At 61.0% G+C, this 16,307-nt stretch carries 14 protein-coding genes; 3 read left to right on the top strand and 11 right to left on the bottom strand.

The window, feature by feature from the left end:
* The first annotated feature begins 166 nt into the window (after positions 1-166).
* The 3 genes from ACIGEK_RS00860 to ACIGEK_RS00850 all read left to right on the top strand — a co-directional run bounded on the left by ACIGEK_RS00860 (position 167) and on the right by ACIGEK_RS00850 (position 1,921).
* Entirely contained in the window at positions 167-445 is a 279-nt protein-coding gene (locus ACIGEK_RS00860; RefSeq protein ID WP_339411729.1) for a polyhydroxyalkanoic acid system family protein, read from the top strand.
* A 281-nt stretch (positions 446-726) separates the two neighbouring features.
* Complete coding sequence (locus tag ACIGEK_RS00855) at positions 727-1,167, top strand: phasin family protein (RefSeq protein ID WP_339411730.1); 441 nt, start codon at positions 727-729, stop codon at positions 1,165-1,167.
* Positions 1,168-1,177: 10 nt separating this feature from the next.
* Positions 1,178-1,921 carry a phasin family protein gene (locus ACIGEK_RS00850; protein WP_397491518.1) on the top strand — a complete coding sequence of 248 codons (744 nt, stop codon included), beginning with the start codon at positions 1,178-1,180 and terminating at the stop codon, positions 1,919-1,921.
* A gap of 63 nt (positions 1,922-1,984) precedes the next feature.
* Here the strand turns inward: ACIGEK_RS00850 and ACIGEK_RS00845 are convergent, their stop codons facing one another.
* The 11 genes from ACIGEK_RS00845 to betB all read right to left on the bottom strand — a co-directional run bounded on the left by ACIGEK_RS00845 (position 1,985) and on the right by betB (position 16,052).
* The gene (locus ACIGEK_RS00845; protein WP_397491517.1) at positions 1,985-2,599 is read right to left on the bottom strand and encodes a TetR/AcrR family transcriptional regulator; all 615 of its coding nucleotides are present in this window, start codon (positions 2,597-2,599) and stop codon (positions 1,985-1,987) included.
* 86 nt (positions 2,600-2,685) lie between these two features.
* Complete coding sequence (phaC, locus tag ACIGEK_RS00840) at positions 2,686-4,368, bottom strand: class II poly(R)-hydroxyalkanoic acid synthase (RefSeq protein ID WP_397491516.1); 1,683 nt, start codon at positions 4,366-4,368, stop codon at positions 2,686-2,688.
* Positions 4,369-4,563: 195 nt separating this feature from the next.
* Positions 4,564-5,424, bottom strand: a complete 861-nt coding sequence (phaZ, locus tag ACIGEK_RS00835) for a poly(3-hydroxyalkanoate) depolymerase (RefSeq protein ID WP_090254912.1) — start codon at positions 5,422-5,424, stop codon at positions 4,564-4,566.
* A 156-nt stretch (positions 5,425-5,580) separates the two neighbouring features.
* Entirely contained in the window at positions 5,581-7,260 is a 1,680-nt protein-coding gene (gene phaC, locus ACIGEK_RS00830) for a class II poly(R)-hydroxyalkanoic acid synthase (RefSeq protein ID WP_397491515.1), read from the bottom strand.
* Between the two features lie 373 nt (positions 7,261-7,633).
* Entirely contained in the window at positions 7,634-8,008 is a 375-nt protein-coding gene (locus ACIGEK_RS00825) for a DUF971 domain-containing protein (RefSeq protein ID WP_275962243.1), read from the bottom strand.
* Between the two features lie 56 nt (positions 8,009-8,064).
* Positions 8,065-9,405, bottom strand: coding sequence for an HslU--HslV peptidase ATPase subunit (hslU, locus tag ACIGEK_RS00820; RefSeq protein WP_397491514.1), 1,341 nt, complete (start codon positions 9,403-9,405; stop codon positions 8,065-8,067).
* Between the two features lie 27 nt (positions 9,406-9,432).
* Positions 9,433-9,963 carry an ATP-dependent protease subunit HslV gene (gene hslV, locus ACIGEK_RS00815; protein ID WP_090254921.1) on the bottom strand — a complete coding sequence of 177 codons (531 nt, stop codon included), beginning with the start codon at positions 9,961-9,963 and terminating at the stop codon, positions 9,433-9,435.
* A gap of 141 nt (positions 9,964-10,104) precedes the next feature.
* Positions 10,105-10,785 carry an SPOR domain-containing protein gene (locus ACIGEK_RS00810; RefSeq protein WP_397491513.1) on the bottom strand — a complete coding sequence of 227 codons (681 nt, stop codon included), beginning with the start codon at positions 10,783-10,785 and terminating at the stop codon, positions 10,105-10,107.
* Positions 10,786-12,525 (bottom strand): arginine--tRNA ligase, encoded by a 1,740-nt coding sequence (gene argS, locus ACIGEK_RS00805; RefSeq protein ID WP_397491512.1) that lies wholly within the window; start codon positions 12,523-12,525, stop codon positions 10,786-10,788.
* 212 nt (positions 12,526-12,737) lie between these two features.
* Positions 12,738-14,426 carry a choline dehydrogenase gene (gene betA, locus ACIGEK_RS00800; RefSeq protein ID WP_397491511.1) on the bottom strand — a complete coding sequence of 563 codons (1,689 nt, stop codon included), beginning with the start codon at positions 14,424-14,426 and terminating at the stop codon, positions 12,738-12,740.
* Positions 14,427-14,579: 153 nt separating this feature from the next.
* Complete coding sequence (betB, locus tag ACIGEK_RS00795) at positions 14,580-16,052, bottom strand: betaine-aldehyde dehydrogenase (protein ID WP_397491510.1); 1,473 nt, start codon at positions 16,050-16,052, stop codon at positions 14,580-14,582.
* Positions 16,053-16,307: the final 255 nt, after the last annotated feature.

Genomic DNA, 16,307 nt, shown 5'->3' with positions numbered 1-16,307 from the left:
GGCGGCCATTCTAAACCCAAAAAGCCCCGCTGGGTTTGGGCCTTGCGCGGCAAACAACAAAGTTGTGCGGCCTACTGAATGCGGGAGTTGCTTGCAGCTTGCGGCCTGTAGCCTTGCTATAGTCGCAGCGACTTAAGGTCGCAGTTAACTGGCGAGGAGAAATGCCATGGCCAAGATCACCATCGAACGTCCCCACTCCCTGGGGCGCGAAGCCGCCCGGGAAAAAGCCGAGCAATTGGCCGAGCGTCTGGCGCGCGAGTACGACGTGCGTTATCGCTGGAACGGCGACAACCTGGAGTTCAAGCGCAGCGGTGCGGATGGGCGTATTGAAGTGCATGAGCACAGCGTGCGCGTGCAGCTCAGTCTGGGGCTGTTGTTGTCGGCGATGAGCAGCAGCATCAAGCGTGAGATTGAAGAGGTACTGGACAAGAATCTGCAGGCTTGAGGTGCTGTTTAACATTGCCCTTGGCAATTTCTGATGGCCTACCATCTCTGGCAGCCACCCTTCGGGCCGTTGCTGCGCAACATTAAAAACGGCTCTCGGCAATTTCTGATGGTCTGCCATCCCTGGCGACCACCCTGCGGGCCGTCGCTGCGCGACGTTAAAAACTGCTCCAGGCAGTTTTTTCTTACGCTTAGTATGCGGTTTCTAATTTTCATCGATACCGTGCTCCTAAGCCTGCATTCCGTGGGCGTTTCCTCGAAACACTTAGAGTGAGGTGCACCATGTCGAAAGTTGCCGTTAAAAAGAAAGCCGTCGTTGAAGAAACCAGCAGCGTCCTGAGCGACGCAAAAGTTTACGCCCGCAAAATCTGGCTGGCAGGTCTGGGCGCTTACGCCAAAGCCGGTCAGGAAGGTTCCGAGTACTTCAAAGAACTCGTGAAGAGCGGCGAAGGCGTTGAAAAACAAGGCAAAAAACTGGTCAACGAACAAGTTGAAGCAGCCAACAGCCAGATCGACAGCGTTAAGAGCACTGTCACCAGCAATGTCAGCAGCGTGAAAGGCAAGTTTGAAGTGCAGATCGACAAGATCGAGAAAGCCTTCGATAACCGTGTAGCCAGCGCACTGAACCGCATTGGTATCCCGTCCAAGCAGGATGTTGAAGCACTCTCTGCTAAGCTGGATGAGCTGAGCGCGTTGCTCGAGCACGTCGCGCGTACCAAGTAAGGAGAGCAGGATGGCTGTCAAAAAGAAAACCGAAAAGCAAACCACTTCCTGGATCGGCGAAGTAGAAAAATACTCGCGTCAAATCTGGTTGGCTGGTTTGGGTGCCTACTCCAAGGTCAGCAAGGACGGCAACAAGCTGTTCGACACGCTGGTCAAGGATGGCGAAAAAGCTGAGAAGCAAGCCAAGACCGAAGTCGACAAGCAAGTTGGCGCAGTGAAGACCACTGTGGGTTCGAAGGTGGACACTGCCAAGTCGAAAGTCGATGAAGTCAAAGACAAGGCTATTGGCAAGTGGGGCGAGCTGGAAGAAGCCTTCGACAAGCGTCTGAACAATGCCATTTCGCGCCTCGGTGTACCGAGCCGCAATGAAGTGAAAGCGCTCAACGCCAAAGTTGAAAGCCTGACCAAGCAGATCGAGCAACTGACCGGCGTTTCGGTCAAGTCGGTCAAGCCTGCTGTCAAAAAGGTTGCTGCCAAACCTGCCGCTAAACCTGCTGCCAAGCCTGCCGCTAAACCGGTAGCCAAGGCTGCAGCTAAGCCAGCTGCTAAACCTGCCGCCAAGCCGGTTGCCAAAGCAGCAGCTAAACCTGCTGCCAAGCCAGCAGCCAAGCCTGCCGCTAAACCGGCAGTCAAAGCTGCCGCCAAGCCGGCACCAGCCAAGCCAGTAGCAGCCAAGCCGGCTGCTCCGGTGGTCGCTGCGCCTGCTCCGGTCGCCGCACCTGCTGCACCCGTGACACCTGCTACCCAGTCGTAAGACGCGCAGCAGTAAACGCAAACGCCCGGCCTAGTGCCGGGCGTTTGCGTTTAGGCGTGTGGGTTAATCTTCCAGGTAGCGCTGTGCCAGGTGTTCGGCGGCATAGCGTGACTCTTCGGCCAGGTGTGGGGCCACCAGCATCATCACCTGATACACCACCAAGCGACTCTCGCCCTCGCGGCCGATGATGCGTTGGTAGTCCAGCGAAAACAGTAGGGTCAGGGTGATTTGCTCTACCAGCTGGCCTAGTGACTGGGTATCGCTTTGCAGCTGGCCATCAAGTTGCAATTGGGCAAGCAATTCGGCCAGCGCGCGTTTCAGGGTGTTGAGCCAGTGACGCATGCCGCGCTCCAGTTTTGGCAGGCGGCTGGTCAGGTTGGACAGGTCCTGGAACAGGAAGCGGTAGTGAGCCAGGCGTTCGACGATCAGGTGCAGGAACAGCCAGTAGTCTTCCACATCCAGCTGCACGTCTTCGGGCGGCGCCAGCAGCGGCGCCAGCTCCGCCTGGAAACGCTCGAACAGCCCTAGGATTAGCGGTTCCTTGCCGTGGAAGTGGTAGTACAGATTGCCCGGGCTGATGCCCAGTTCGTTGGCGATTTCCAGGGTGGAGACATTCGGTTCGCCCTTCTGGTTGAACAGCAGCAGGGCACATTCAAGGATTCTGTCGCGGGTTTTCATCCGGTCTTCTTATTCTGGCCGCGGGAAGGTTGACGATACCTGGCCGCAATGGCTTGCGGCCAGTCTGATCACGTATGGCTTAGCGTTTAGCGTACATGCACATAGGTGCCGGGTGCGGCTTCCATGGCTGGGTAGTTCTGGTTGCCCAGCGCCATCAGGGTGTCCTTCTGCTCGCCCGAGCGCTCCTGCATCCAGTTCAGCCACACCGGCCACCAGCTGCCTTGTACGTGCTCAGCGTCGTGGTACCAGGCACGTGGGTCGCCGGTGAGTTTTGGATTTTCCAGGTAGTTGGATTTTGGGTTGCCCGGCGGGTTGAGGATGCTCTGAATATGCCCGCTGTTGGACAGGATAAACCGCCGGTCACCACCGAGCAGCAGGGTTGAGCGGTACACCGCATCCCAGGGTGTGATGTGGTCGTTGATCCCGGCAACGCTGAAGCTGTCCACCGTGACCTTCTGCAGATCGACTGGGGTGCCGCAGACTTCCAGCCCGCGTGGGTGGGTCAGCGGGTTGTGCTTGAAGAAGTCGATCAGGTCGCCATGCAGGGCCGCGGGCAGGCGAGTGTTGTCGTTGTTCCAGTAGAGAATATCGAAGGCTGGGGGCTGTTTGCCGAGCAGGTAGTTGTTGATCCAGTAATTCCAGATCAGATCATTCGGGCGCATCCAGGCAAACACCCGTGCCATGTCGCGGCCATCCAGCACGCCTTGCTGATAGGAGCGGCGCTTGGCTGCTTCCAGGGTCAGTTCGTCGGCGAACAGCATGGCCGGGCTGTCGATCTGGCTGTCCAGCAGGCTGACCATATAGGTGGCGCTGGCCACTTTGCGCAGCTGGCGTTTGGCCTGTAGGTGGCCTTGTAGCGCGGCGATGGTCAGGCCGCCGGCGCAGGCGCCGAGCAGGTTGACGTCCTTGCTGCCGGTGATTTCACGGCAGGCGTCTATGGCAGTTTCTAATGCTTCCACATAGCTCGACAGGCCCCATTCGCGGTGTCGCGGATCGGGGTTGCGCCAGCTGATGACAAAGGTTTGCAGGCCGTTCTTCAGCGCGTACTGGACGAAGCTCTTCTCGCTGGAGAGGTCGAAGATATAGAACTTGTTGATTTGCGGCGGCACGATCAATAACGGTTTGGCGTACTGCTTTTCGCTCATCGGCTTGTACTGGATCAGCTCCAGCAGCTCACTGCGAAACACCACAGCGCCGCTGGTGGTGGCCAGGTTACGGCCGACCTCGAAGGCGTGTTTGCTGACCTGGCTGGGCATGCCGTCGTTGTTCACCAGGTCATCGAATAGGTGGGACACGCCCTTGAGCAGGCTGCTGCCTCCACTGTTGAACAGCTCCTTGATCACCTGAGGGTTGAGCAGGGTATTGCTTGGGGCCAGAGCGTCGCCCAGCAGGGTGGCAACAAACCGCGCACGGGCGCGGTCATCGGCGTCCAGGCTGCTCTCGTCGATCCAGCTGTTCAGCTGCTTCTGGCAGGCCAGGTAGGCTTGCAGACTGCGGCTGTAGATCGGGTTGTCGCGCCAGGTCGGATCGGCGAAGCGCGGGTCTTGCGGGTTGACCTTGAACGGCTTGTCGCCCATCAGTACGCGGCCCAGTTGGCCGCCGAGGGCAGCGACATGCCGGGCGCTGTGAATGGGTTGCTTGATCCCTTGCAGGGCCAGGCCGCGTAGGGTGGAGAGCAGATCACGGCCGCGTAGGCCGACCACTGCATTCTGGGCGTTCATCACGCTGCTACGTACAGGCAGGGCGCGTTTGGTTGGTTGGTCTCGCATTGGGCAACACTCCGTCGTCAAGCCATGAGACTTCAATAAGCAGCAAGGCTTATACCAATGCGCGCGCAAGGTGCATTCCAGACTACCGCGCGCCAATTCTCAGGTAATACAACGTGCCCGTAAGTGGGTCAAGCACTGAGGTGCAGGCACAGCCTCAGTGCAGGGTGTTTCGGTGCGCGCCCAACCACGGTGCGCTTAGCCAAGAGTGCGAGCAGGCGCGGGCTGCGGATGCATGATCGCGCGCTGACGTTCTTCTTCGAGGAATTTCATGATGATCGGCGCTACGGCTTCGGCGCGGGTTACCAGGAACAGGTGACCATCATCGATCACGTGCAGTTCCGAGTTGGGGATACGCCAGGCCAGCAGGCGCATGTTCACCAGCGGAATCAACGGATCATCGTCGCCAGCCATCACCAGCGTCGGTTGGCGAATTTTGTGCAGCCAGTGGATGCTGGTCCAGCCGAGGCCGGCGAACAGCTGCCAGTAATAGCCCATCTTGCCGCCCGAACGGACTTTACTGGCATGCGCCAGGGCCAGCTTCGGGTCGCGGCGGAAGGCGCCGCCATAGATTTCCGGGGCAATCTGCACGCCGTAGGACGGCTGCACATAGCGCCGTGGACTGGCCATGCACCAGAGCACCTTGGGTTTGCCAGGAACCATCACCGCGCCGGCCGAGGTGGCTGCGAGGATCAGCTTCTTGCAGCGTTCCGGGTAGTCGTGGGCGAACTGCTGCGCCAGGGCGCCGCCCCAGGACACGCCAATCGCATTGACCTGACCGTAGTCGAGATAGTCGAGCATGCGTGCGGCGAGTTTGGCCAGGCCGGGAAATCGATACGGCGTGCTGGGCGTGGAGGAGCCGCCAACGCCAGGAACGTCAAATGCGATGACTTCCAGGCCGGGGTCGAGGGCACGAACGAATGGCATCACCAGTTCCAGGTTGGCCCCAATGCCGTTGAAAATCAGCAGTGGAGTCATCTCGCCGTTGCCGGGGCGAACCGCGGTACGGATGGTCTGGCCGTCCAGTTCGATGGTACGGAATACGAAAGGTAGCGACATGCGCAAAAGCCCTATCAATTAAAACGCTGGATCAGACCCTCCGGGTCTTTTCCAGAAACACCAGGGCAAAGCCTGGTTCGCCTCACCCGCTCAAACGAGTAGGTGGGCGAGCGACACTTCCAGTGCCGCGGGCAGTGTTGCGCAATGCGCAGTTGATCAACGTTCGTGAACGTAGGTGCCGGGGGCTGCTTCGCCGGCCGGGTATTTCTTGTTGCCCAGTTGGGTCGGTGCTTTTTTCTGCGCGCCGGAACGCTCGCCAAGCCAGACCTGCCAATGCAGCCACCAGGAGTCGGCGTGCTTGGTTGAGCTGGCTTGCCAGGTTTTCGGGTCCGCGTGCATCTGGGTGTTGGTCATGTAGCGTGCTTTCGGGTTGCCCGGCGGGTTGAGAATGCTCTGGATATGCCCGCTATTGGACAGCACGAACTCGACATTGCCGCCGAACAGATTGGCCGACTTGTAGCACGACTCCCACGGCGTAATGTGGTCGGTGGTGCCGGCCACGCAGTAAAGGTCGCTGGTGACCTGCTTGAGGTCGACCGGCGTGCCGCACACTTCCAGCGCACCTGGGCGAATCAGCGGGTTGGAGGTAAACATGTCGATGAATTCGCCATGCAGGGCGGCCGGTAGGCGCGTGGTGTCGTTGTTCCAGTAGAGGATATCGAACACCGGCGGCTCGTTGCCGAGCAGGTAGTTGTTGACCCAGTAGTTCCAGATAAGGTCGTTGGGGCGCATCCAGGCGAACACCTTGGCCATGTCGCTGCCTTCCAACACACCGGCCTGATAGGAACGGCGTTTGGCTATTTCCAGGCTTTTCTCGTCGGCGAACAGCGCCACATCGGTTTCCAGGCGATTGTCCAACACACTGACCAGCAGGGTCAGGGCATGCACCTTCTTCTCACCCAGCGCGGCGTAATGGCCCAACAGCGAGGTAGTGGTGAGGCCGCCGGAGCAGGCGCCGAGCATGTTGATGTCTTTGCTGTTGGTGACGGCGCTGACTACATCGATGGCTTCTTTCAGTGCTTCGATGTAGGTCGACAGGCCCCACTCGCGGTGCGCCTTGGTCGGGTTACGCCAGCTCACCACGAAGGTCTGGATACCGTTGCGCAACAGGAAGCGCGCCAAGCTTTTTTCCGGCGACAGGTCGAATACATAAAATTTATTGATCTGCGGTGGCACCACCAGCATTGGGCGTTCTTGCACCTGCTCGGTAATCGGCTTGTACTGGATCAGCTCGAGCAGGTCGTTGCGGAAAATTACTGCGCCATCGGTAGTGGCCAGGCTTTTGCCGACCTCGAAGGCGTTCATATTGACTTGGCTGGGCATGCCGCCGTTGTTGACGATGTCCTGGGCCAGGTGCGACAGGCCGTCGAGCAGGCTCTTGCCGCCGGTTTCGAAGAAGCGCTTAACGGCGGCCGGGTTGGCCATGCTATTGCTGGGGGCCATGGCTTCGGTCATCAGGTTGATCACGAAGTGGCCACGGCTGGCATCCTGTTCGGACAGGTTGCTGTGCTCGACCCAGTCATGCAGTTCCTTGCGCCAGGCCAGGTAGGTCTGCAGGTAGCGGCGGTACAGCGGATTCTGGCTCCAGGCTGGATCGGCAAAGCGCCGGTCGCCATCGGCGGGCGTGAGGTCGGATTGGCCGAGCATCACGTTCTTCAACTCCAGGCTGAAGTGGGCAAGGTGTTTGGCACTGTGCAGAGGTTGCTTGAGGGCTTGCTTGAGCACGATGCGCGCAGAGCTGAGCAGGTCTTTACCGCGGATGCCGATCACCGGGTTAAGGCCCAAGGTATTCTCGGAGGCCTGGTGTTTCAGGTCATCATTATTCTTATCTGTCATCTACAACGCTCCATTGTCCTGAGACGAAATACCGGCGGACGACTGTGCTCGGCGACACAGGGCTAAGTGCCAGGTATTGCTCGGATTACCAAGGGCGGATCGCTCCGCAATCTTCCTCGTCGCAGGGGCTGCCTGGCGCGAGAAACTTCCAACTACTTGGTTACCCGAGTTTGAGAATTTGTGCAAGCCGGCCGCGATCCAGGCCGAATGCGCGATGAGTATGCAGGGAAGGATTAGAAAATGCGCTCTAACTGGCCAGGATCAACGGGCTAGACAGGCTGCTGCGCTGCGGCAGGTTGTCGCCTGGTCGCGCGGGAGTGAGGAAATAGCTGACATGCCTGAGTCAATTCCTAACGGCATGTCGTCTTGGGCTTCAGAGCATCAGTTTGACCACGCTTTCGCTGGGGTCGCGGGACTTGCCGGCGGCGGCGAGGGTGGCAAGGTAATCGCTCCACAGTTCGCTCTGACGCAAGGAGAGTTGTTCGAGGTAATCCCAGGTGAACAGGCCGCTGTCGTGGCCGTCATCGAAGGTCAATTTCAGCGCGTAATTGCCAGCGGGTTCAATTTTGCTCAGACCAACGCCGAGTTTGCCGGTTTGCAGGATCGGTTTGCCGTGACCCTGCACTTCCGCCGACGGCGAATGCACGCGGAGGAACTCGGCGGGCAGGGTGTAGTGCTCGTCTGCCCCGTAGTGCAGCTCCAGGGTTTTCGAGGCTTTGTGCAGTTTTATCGCGGTGGGGATGCGCATGCTCGCTTCCTGAGTTGCCCTGTAGCCCGGATAACATCCGGGCTAGGTATGGCGAGTTACAGAATATAGCGCGACAGATCTTCATCCTGCGCCAGCTCGCCGAGGTGGCTGTTGACGTAGGCGGCGTCGATCACGATCGGCGTGCCATTCTGCTGGCCGGCCAGGTCGCCAGCGCTGAAGGAGACTTCCTCGAGCAGGCGTTCGAGCAGGGTGTGCAGGCGGCGCGCGCCGATGTTCTCGGTCTTCTCGTTGACCTGATAGGCAATCTCGGCGATGCGCTTGATGCCTTCGGCAACGAACTGGATGCCCAGGCCCTCGGTGTTGAGCAGTGCCGCGTATTGCTCGGTGAGCGAGGCGTGTGGCTCGGTGAGGATGCGCTCGAAGTCCTGCGGGGTCAGGGCTTTCAACTCGACGCGAATCGGCAGGCGGCCTTGCAGCTCGGGGACCAGGTCGCTCGGCTTGCTCAGGTGGAATGCACCAGAGGCGATAAATAGAATGTGGTCGGTTTTCACCATGCCCAGCTTGGTGTTCACCGTGCAGCCTTCGATCAGCGGCAGCAGGTCGCGCTGCACGCCTTCGCGGGACACGTCGGCGCCGCCGGTGTTACCGCGCTTGGCCACCTTGTCGATTTCATCGATAAACACGATGCCATTCTGTTCCACGGCTTCCAGGGCCTGGGCCTTGAGTTCTTCCTCGTTGACCAGGCGCGCGGCTTCTTCATCGCGCACCATTTTCAGGGCTTCCTTGACCTTGAGCTTGCGGCTTTTCTTCTTGCCCTTGCCCATGTTGGAAAACAGGCTCTGCAGCTGGTTGGTCATCTCCTCCATGCCCGGCGGGGTCATGATTTCGATGCCGGCCGGGGCGTCGGCCACTTCGATCTCGATGTCCTTGTCGTCCAGCTGACCCTCGCGCAGGCGCTTGCGGAATAGCTGGCGGGTATTGGAATCGCTGCCCGGTGCGGCTTCTTCGCTGAAACCGGTGCGAGCCGGTGGCAGCAGGGCATCGAGGATGCGCTCTTCGGCGGCGTCTTCGGCGCGATGGCGAACCTTGATCATCTCCTGCTCGCGCAGCATCTTGATTGCAGCATCGGCGAGGTCACGGATGATCGACTCGACATCGCGGCCGACATAGCCGACCTCGGTGAACTTGGTCGCTTCCACCTTGATAAACGGCGCATTGGCCAGCTTGGCCAGGCGGCGGGCAATTTCAGTCTTGCCAACACCAGTGGGGCCGATCATCAGGATGTTCTTCGGCGTCACTTCGGCGCGCAGCTCAAGTGGCAGCTGCATGCGCCGCCAGCGGTTGCGCAGGGCGATGGCCACGGCGCGCTTGGCGTCGTCCTGACCGATGATATGGCGGTTGAGTTCGTGAACGATCTCGCGGGGCGTCATGGACATGCGTGTTTACTCCAGAAGAAGGCGCGCTTACTCGGCGCAGTCTTCTTCTTCGATAGTCAGGGTTTGGTTAGTGAAGACACAGATAGAGCCGGCAATGTTCAACGCGGTTTCGGTGATTTCACGGGCGCTCAAATCAGTTTTCTGCAGCAGGGCCATGGCCGCAGCCTGGGCGAAGCCGCCGCCGGAACCCATGGCGATCAGGCCGTGCTCGGGCTCAACTACGTCGCCGTTGCCGGTGATGATCAACGATGCGTCTTTGTTGGCCACGGCCAGCATGGCTTCCAGGCGGCTTAGCGAGCGATCAGTGCGCCAGTCTTTGGCCAGCTCGACGGCGGCGCGCACCAGATGGCCTTGATGCTTTTCAAGCTGGCCTTCAAAGCGTTCGAACAGGGTAAAGGCGTCGGCGGTGGCACCGGCGAAGCCAGCCAGCACTTGGCCGTGGTACAGGCGGCGCACTTTTTTCGCGTTGCCTTTCATCACGGTATTGCCGAGGGACACCTGGCCGTCGCCGCCCATGACGACTTTGCCGTTGCGGCGCACTGAAACGATGGTGGTCAAGGGGAGAGTCTCCACGCAGCGGGGCGAAAGTGCCCAATGCTGAGTGAAGTGGGGGCAGCGGCGCCCTGCTTCAAGCCCTGTAGTGCATGCTGTCCGACAAATAGTCGTCAGGGCGCGCCACAGGGCCTGAAAGTCCGGGGTTTATTGCGCCTGGCGCTGCTGTAACAACAGATTGCTAAAGCCGCTGGCGGCCAGAGATTTCTGCGCCTGACCGAGCTGTTCGCGGGTGGCGAATGGGCCGACCAGTACGCGGTGCCAGGTTTCCTCGCGCACGGTACCGGATTCCACCTGCACGCTCTGCCCGAGCAGGATGATCTGCGCACGCAGGCCGTCGGCGTCGTCCTTGCGGCGGAACGAGCCGGCCTGGAGGAAGAACTGCGAGCTGATTGGCCCCTTGGCAACCACTGGCGGCGGTGGCGGTACCTGGCCGTTTAGTGCAGCTTCGGCGCGGGCGGCATCAATCTTCGCCGCTTCTTCCGGGGTGACCGGCTTTTGCGCAGGTGGTGCGACGGGCTCGATGCCTTGCTGCGGCAGGATCACTTCTGATTCCGGCAGCAGGGTATAGAAGTCGTACTTGGGCTTGGTCGGCTCGTTGGTCGCGGGCTTGGCGGCCGCAGCCTTGCTGGCCTGAGCGGCTCGCGCCTGTTCGACCTTGGTGCGTTTGATTTCATCGCGACCCGGTTCGAGGCTGAACAGAAATACCATAAAGCCGCCGATCACCAGGCCGCAGACCAGCCAGAACCAACCCGGCACCGGCTTTTTCGCGGGTGCCTGGTAACGGCTGGCGCCGCGTTTGGCGGCGGGCTTCTTCTTCGCCGCCACTTACATACGCTCCAGGGTTTCCAGGCCGAGCAGCTCAAGGCCTTGCTTGAGCGTGCGTGCGGTCAGTGCGGCTAAGCGCAGGCGGCTGTTACGCACAGCTTCTTCCTCGGCGGAGAGGATCGGACAGTTTTCGTAGAAACTGGAGAACAACCCGGCCAGGTCATACAAATAGGCGCAGAGCAGGTGCGGTTCGCCCTTGTCCGCGACGCTGGCGAGCACTTCGTTGAACTGCGCGAGCTTGCCGGCCAGTTCGATTTCATGAGCGGCCTGCAGGTTGAGCTGGCCGCCGATCTCTTCGAAGCCCTTGCCCAGCTTACGGAACACGCTGGCCACGCGGGTGTAGGCGTACAGCAGGTAAGGCGCGGTGTTGCCCTCGAAACTCAGCATCAGCTCGAAGTTGAAGCGGTAGTCACTGGTGCGGTGCTTGGACAGGTCGGCATATTTCACGGCGCCTATGCCCACCGCGCGGGCGATCTGCCGCAGTTCGGCTTCGTCCAGCTCGGGGTTTTTGCCTTTTACCAGGGTGTAGGCACGTTCTTCGGCTTCATCGAGCAGGTCGACCAGCTTTACCGTACCGCCGTCGCGGGTCTTGAACGGGCGGCCATCGGCGCCGTTCATGGTGCCGAAACCCATGTGTTCCAGCTGCATGCTGGCGGGGACGAAGCCGGCCAAGCGCGCGGCGGTGAAGACCATCTGGAAGTGCAGAGCTTGGCGCTGATCGACGAAGTACAGCGCGCGGTCGGCCTTGAGCACGTTGGCGCGGTAGCGGGTAGCGGCCAGGTCGGTGGTGGCATACAGGTAGCCGCCACCAGCTTTCTGCACGATCAGCGGCAGCGGGTTATCTTCGGCGTTCTTGAACTGCTCCATGAACACGCACTGGGCGCCATCGCTCTCGCTGAGCAGGCCTTTGGCCTTGAGGTCAGCGACTACGTTGGCCAGGTCGTCGTTGTAGGCGCTCTCGCCCTTGACGTCGGCCATGCTCAGCTTCACGCCGAGGCGGTCATACAACGCCTGGCAGTGGCTCAGGGAGATATCGTTGAAGCGGTGCCACAGGCGCAGGCATTCGGCATCGCCGGCTTGCAACTGTACCACCAGCTCGCGGGCACGTTCGGCGAACTCGGCAGAGTCGTCGAAGCGCTTCTTCGCCGCGCGGTAGAAGCCTTCCAGATCGGCCAGCTCGCTTTCGGCAGCCTCTGGGTTTTCCTGCATATAAGCCAGCAGCATGCCGAACTGGGTGCCCCAGTCGCCGACGTGGTTCTGCCGGATTACTTCGTCACCGAGGAATTCCAGCACCCGCGCCACGCCGTCACCGATGATGGTTGAGCGCAAGTGGCCCACGTGCATCTCTTTGGCCAGGTTGGGGGCCGACAGGTCGACTACCACGCGCTGCGCTGGGCCATTTTTGCGTACGCCAAGCTTGGCATCGGCCAGCAGGGCATCCAGTCGCCCGGCCAGGGCTTCGGTGTTTTGGTAGAAGTTGAGAAAACCCGGGCCGGCGATCTCGACCTTACTGATGTCGGCATCGCTAGGCAGTGCCGCAATCAGCTTCTCGGCCAGGTCGCGCGGCTTCATGCCGGCTGGCTTGGCCAGCATCATGGCGATGTTGCTTGCGAAATCACCGTGGGTTTTGTCTTTGGTGTTCTCCACCTGAATGGCCGGGCTCAGGCCTTCAGGCAGCACGCCGTCGGCGGTGAGGCGGGTCAGGGCTTGCTGGATCAGGTGGCGAATGCTGTCTTTCATGGTCTGCTCGGTCGGCCGTTGGGGCGGCGGCGCACAATGGCGCTGGTTGAAAACTGCACATTATCGACGCCCTTCGCCTGCAGCTTCAAGCAGCGTGTGGTTTCGCTGGGCTAAAGGCCGGCGGTATGGGCGATACGTCACGCCGCGCAGGCTCTATAAAAGAAACGCCGCAGAGGCGAAGCCGCTGCGGCGTCTGGGTACAGCGCGAAGGCTTAGGCGGAGCGCTGCGCCGTGCCGCGCACCGCCGCGTTGCCGGCGACGAAATACGGCGCGCTGCTGCGTGGCAGCGGGGCGCGGCCACGGATTTTGTCGGCAATCTTCTCGGCCATCATGATGGTCGGCGCGTTCAGATTGCCGGTGACAATCAGCGGCATGATCGACGCATCCACCACCCGCAGGCCTTTAACGCCATGCACCCGGCCCTGGCCGTCGACCACCGCCATGTCGTCTTCGCCCATCTTGCAGGAACACGACGGGTGGTAGGCCGTCTCCGCATGTTCGCGGATAAACGCGTCCAGTTCGGCATCGCTTTGCAATTCGATGCCAGGGCTCAGCTCGCGACCGCGATACGGGTCCAGCGCCGATTGCGCCATGATTTCACGGGTGATGCGGATGCCGTCGCGGAACTCGCGCCAGTCCTGCTCGTGGGCCATGTAATTGAAGAGGATGCTCGGGTGCTGGCGCGGGTCCTTGGATTTGACCTGAATGCGGCCACGGCTCGGTGAGCGCATGGAGCCCATGTGCGCCTGGAAGCCGTGCTCCTTCACCGCGTTGCTGCCGTTGTAATTAATCGCCACCGGCAGGAAGTGATACTGGATATTCGGCCACGCGAAGTCCGCGCTGGAGCGGATAAAACCGCCGGCTTCGAACTGATTGCTGGCACCGATGCCCTTGCCGAGGAACAGCCAGTTGGCGCCGATCATCGGCTGGTTCCACCATTGCAGCGCCGGGTACAGCGACACCGGCTGCTTGCAGGCGTATTGCAGGTATACCTCGAGGTGATCCTGCAGGTTCTGGCCAACACCGGGCAGGTCATGCACCACGGGGATGTCCAACTCGCGCAGCAGCGCTGCTGGGCCGACGCCGGAGCGTTGCAGGATTTGCGGCGAGGCAATCGCGCCGCCACACAGCAGCACTTCGCGGCGCGCGTTGACGGTGATTGGCGTGTCGTTGTCGCCTTGCAAGTAGGCCACACCAGTGGCGCGCTTGCCGCTAAACAGAATGCGATCAGTCAGGGCGTGGGTAACGATGGTCAGGTTTGGCCGTTCGCGGGCCTGGTCGAGATAACCGCGCGCGGTGCTGGAACGGCGGCCCTTGGGCGTGACGGTGCGGTCCATCGGGCCGAAGCCTTCCTGCTGGTAGCCGTTGAGGTCGTCGGTGCGCGGGTAACCAGCTTGCACGCCGGCTTCGACCATGGCGTGGAACAGTGGGTTATTGCCGTTTTTAGGGGTGGTTACTGACACGGGACCATCGCCGCCGTGGTAGGCATTGGCGCCGATGTCACGGGTTTCCGCTTTGCGGAAATACGGCAGGCAATCCAGATAGCTCCAGTCTTCCAGGCCTTTTTCCTCGGCCCAGCCGTCGTAATCCATGGCGTTACCACGGATGTAGCACATGCCGTTGATCAGGGACGAACCGCCCAGGCCTTTGCCGCGCCCGCATTCCATGCGGCGGTTGTTCATATGCGGCTCGGGTTCGGTCAGGTAGGCCCAGTTGTAGCGCCGGCCTTGCAGTGGGAAGGCCAGGGCGGCGGGCATCTGGGTACGGAAATCCAGGCGGTAATCCGGGCCGCCAGCTTCGAGCAGCAGTACGCTGACGTCTGCGTCCTCGGTCAGGCGGGTGGCCAGTACGTTACCGGCCGAGCCCGCGCCGATGATGATGTAGTCGAATTCTTGGGGCATAAAAGCTCCTGTAGCCCGGATGCACTCCGGGGAAAATGCGGTGACTGTTCCCGGATTGCATCCGGGCTACGGGGCGGCAAGAACCTGTAGGAGCGGGCTATGCCCGCGGTAGCGTTTCGCGGGCATGGCCCGCTCCTACGAAGGTTTTGATGATCAGAAAACCGAGGCGTAGTCGCCCATTTCCAGCTGTACCGATTTGATTCGCGTGTAGTGCGCCAGGGTGGTCAAACCGTTTTCGCGGCCGACGCCGGATTGCTTGTAGCCGCCGACTGGCATTTCCGCCGGCGACTCGCCCCAGGTGTTGATCCAGCAGATGCCGGCTTCCAGCTTATGGATCACCCGGTGCGCGCGGTTCAGGTCGCGGGTCACCACGCCGGCGGCCAGGCCGTACTCGGTGGCGTTGGCGCGGCGGATCACTTCTTCTTCCGTGTCGTACACCAGAATGCTCATCACCGGGCCGAAGATTTCCTCACGCACGATGGTCATGCCGTCGTTACAGTCGGTGAATACCGTCGGCGCAACATAGGCGCCCTTGGCGTAGTCGCCTTCGGTTACGCGGTTGCCGCCGATCAGCAGGCGCGCGCCTTCCTTGCGGCCGGTTTCGATATAGCCGAGCACGCTGTCCATATGCGCCGCGCTGACCAGCGGGCCGAAGTTGGTGCTGTCATTCAGCGGATCGCCGAGGCGGATGCGTTTGACTCGCTCAGCCACCTTGGCCTCGAAGCGCGCTTGCAGCATGCGCGGTACAAACACCCGCGTGCCGTTGGTGCAGACCTGACCGGAACTGTAGAAGTTGGCCATCACGGCAATGTCGGCCGCGCGGTCGAGGTCGGCGTCTTCGAAGATGATCAGCGGCGACTTGCCGCCCAGCTCCATGGTCACTTCCTTGAGCGACGAGCTGGAGGCGCTGGCCATCACCTTCTTGCCGGTCACGGTGCCGCCGGTGAAGGAAATCTTCTCGATGCCCGGATGCTCGGTCAGCCACTGGCCGACTTCACGGCCGCTGCCGGTCAGTACGTTGAATACGCCATCCGGCAAGCCCGCAGCAGTGAAGATTTCGGCGAGCTTCAGCGTGCTCAAGGACGTCACTTCACTCGGTTTGAAGATCATCGCGTTGCCGGCAGCCAGGGCCGGGGCCGACTTCCACAGGGCGATCTGAATCGGGTAGTTCCATGCGCCAATGCCTGCGACCACACCCAGCGGCTCGCGGCGGGTGTAGACGAAACTGGTTTCGCGCAGCGGGATCTGCTCGCCTTCGATGGCCGGAATCAAGCCGGCGTAGTACTCCAGCACGTCGGCGCCGGTGACGATATCGACGTAACGGGTTTCGCTCAAAGGCTTGCCGGTGTCGAGGGTTTCCAGCTCGGCCAGCTCATCGTTGCGCTCACGCAGGATGTCCACGGCCTTGCGCAGGATGCGCGAACGTTGCATGGCGGTCATCGCCGCCCACACCTTCTGGCCCTCGGTGGCGCTAGCCACTGCCAGTTCCACATCAGCCTTGCTGGCGCGCTGCACGCGGGCGAGCACTTCCCCGGTGGCCGGGTTGATGCTGTCGAAGGTCTCGCCGCTGCTGGCCGTTACAGGGCGACCACCAATATAGAGCTGCTGTTCGTCGAAGCGGGGCATGGCGCGTTCCTCGTGTGCGGTGGGCGACGCGAGCCGCCTGGTGCAGGTCGTCGGTGTAGACAATATAGACGCAAGGCTAAATTATCTTAATTGAACGATCAATTAATAAAAACGACAGGGCGCAGCCAAACACGACACGCGGAGCGTGTCGGTGGCGGTATTGGGGCTCTACGAGATCTGTAGGAGCGGGCTTGCCCGCGATGCTTTTGAGTCAGCAAGAGATCGCGGGCAAGCCCGCTCCTACAAAAGCTGAGC

The organism is Pseudomonas sp. NPDC079086 (assembly GCF_044542155.1).
Lineage (GTDB): Bacteria > Pseudomonadota > Gammaproteobacteria > Pseudomonadales > Pseudomonadaceae > Aquipseudomonas.
The sequence above is the reverse complement of the archived record's forward strand: the minus strand, read 5'-3'. Positions and strand labels throughout refer to the sequence as shown.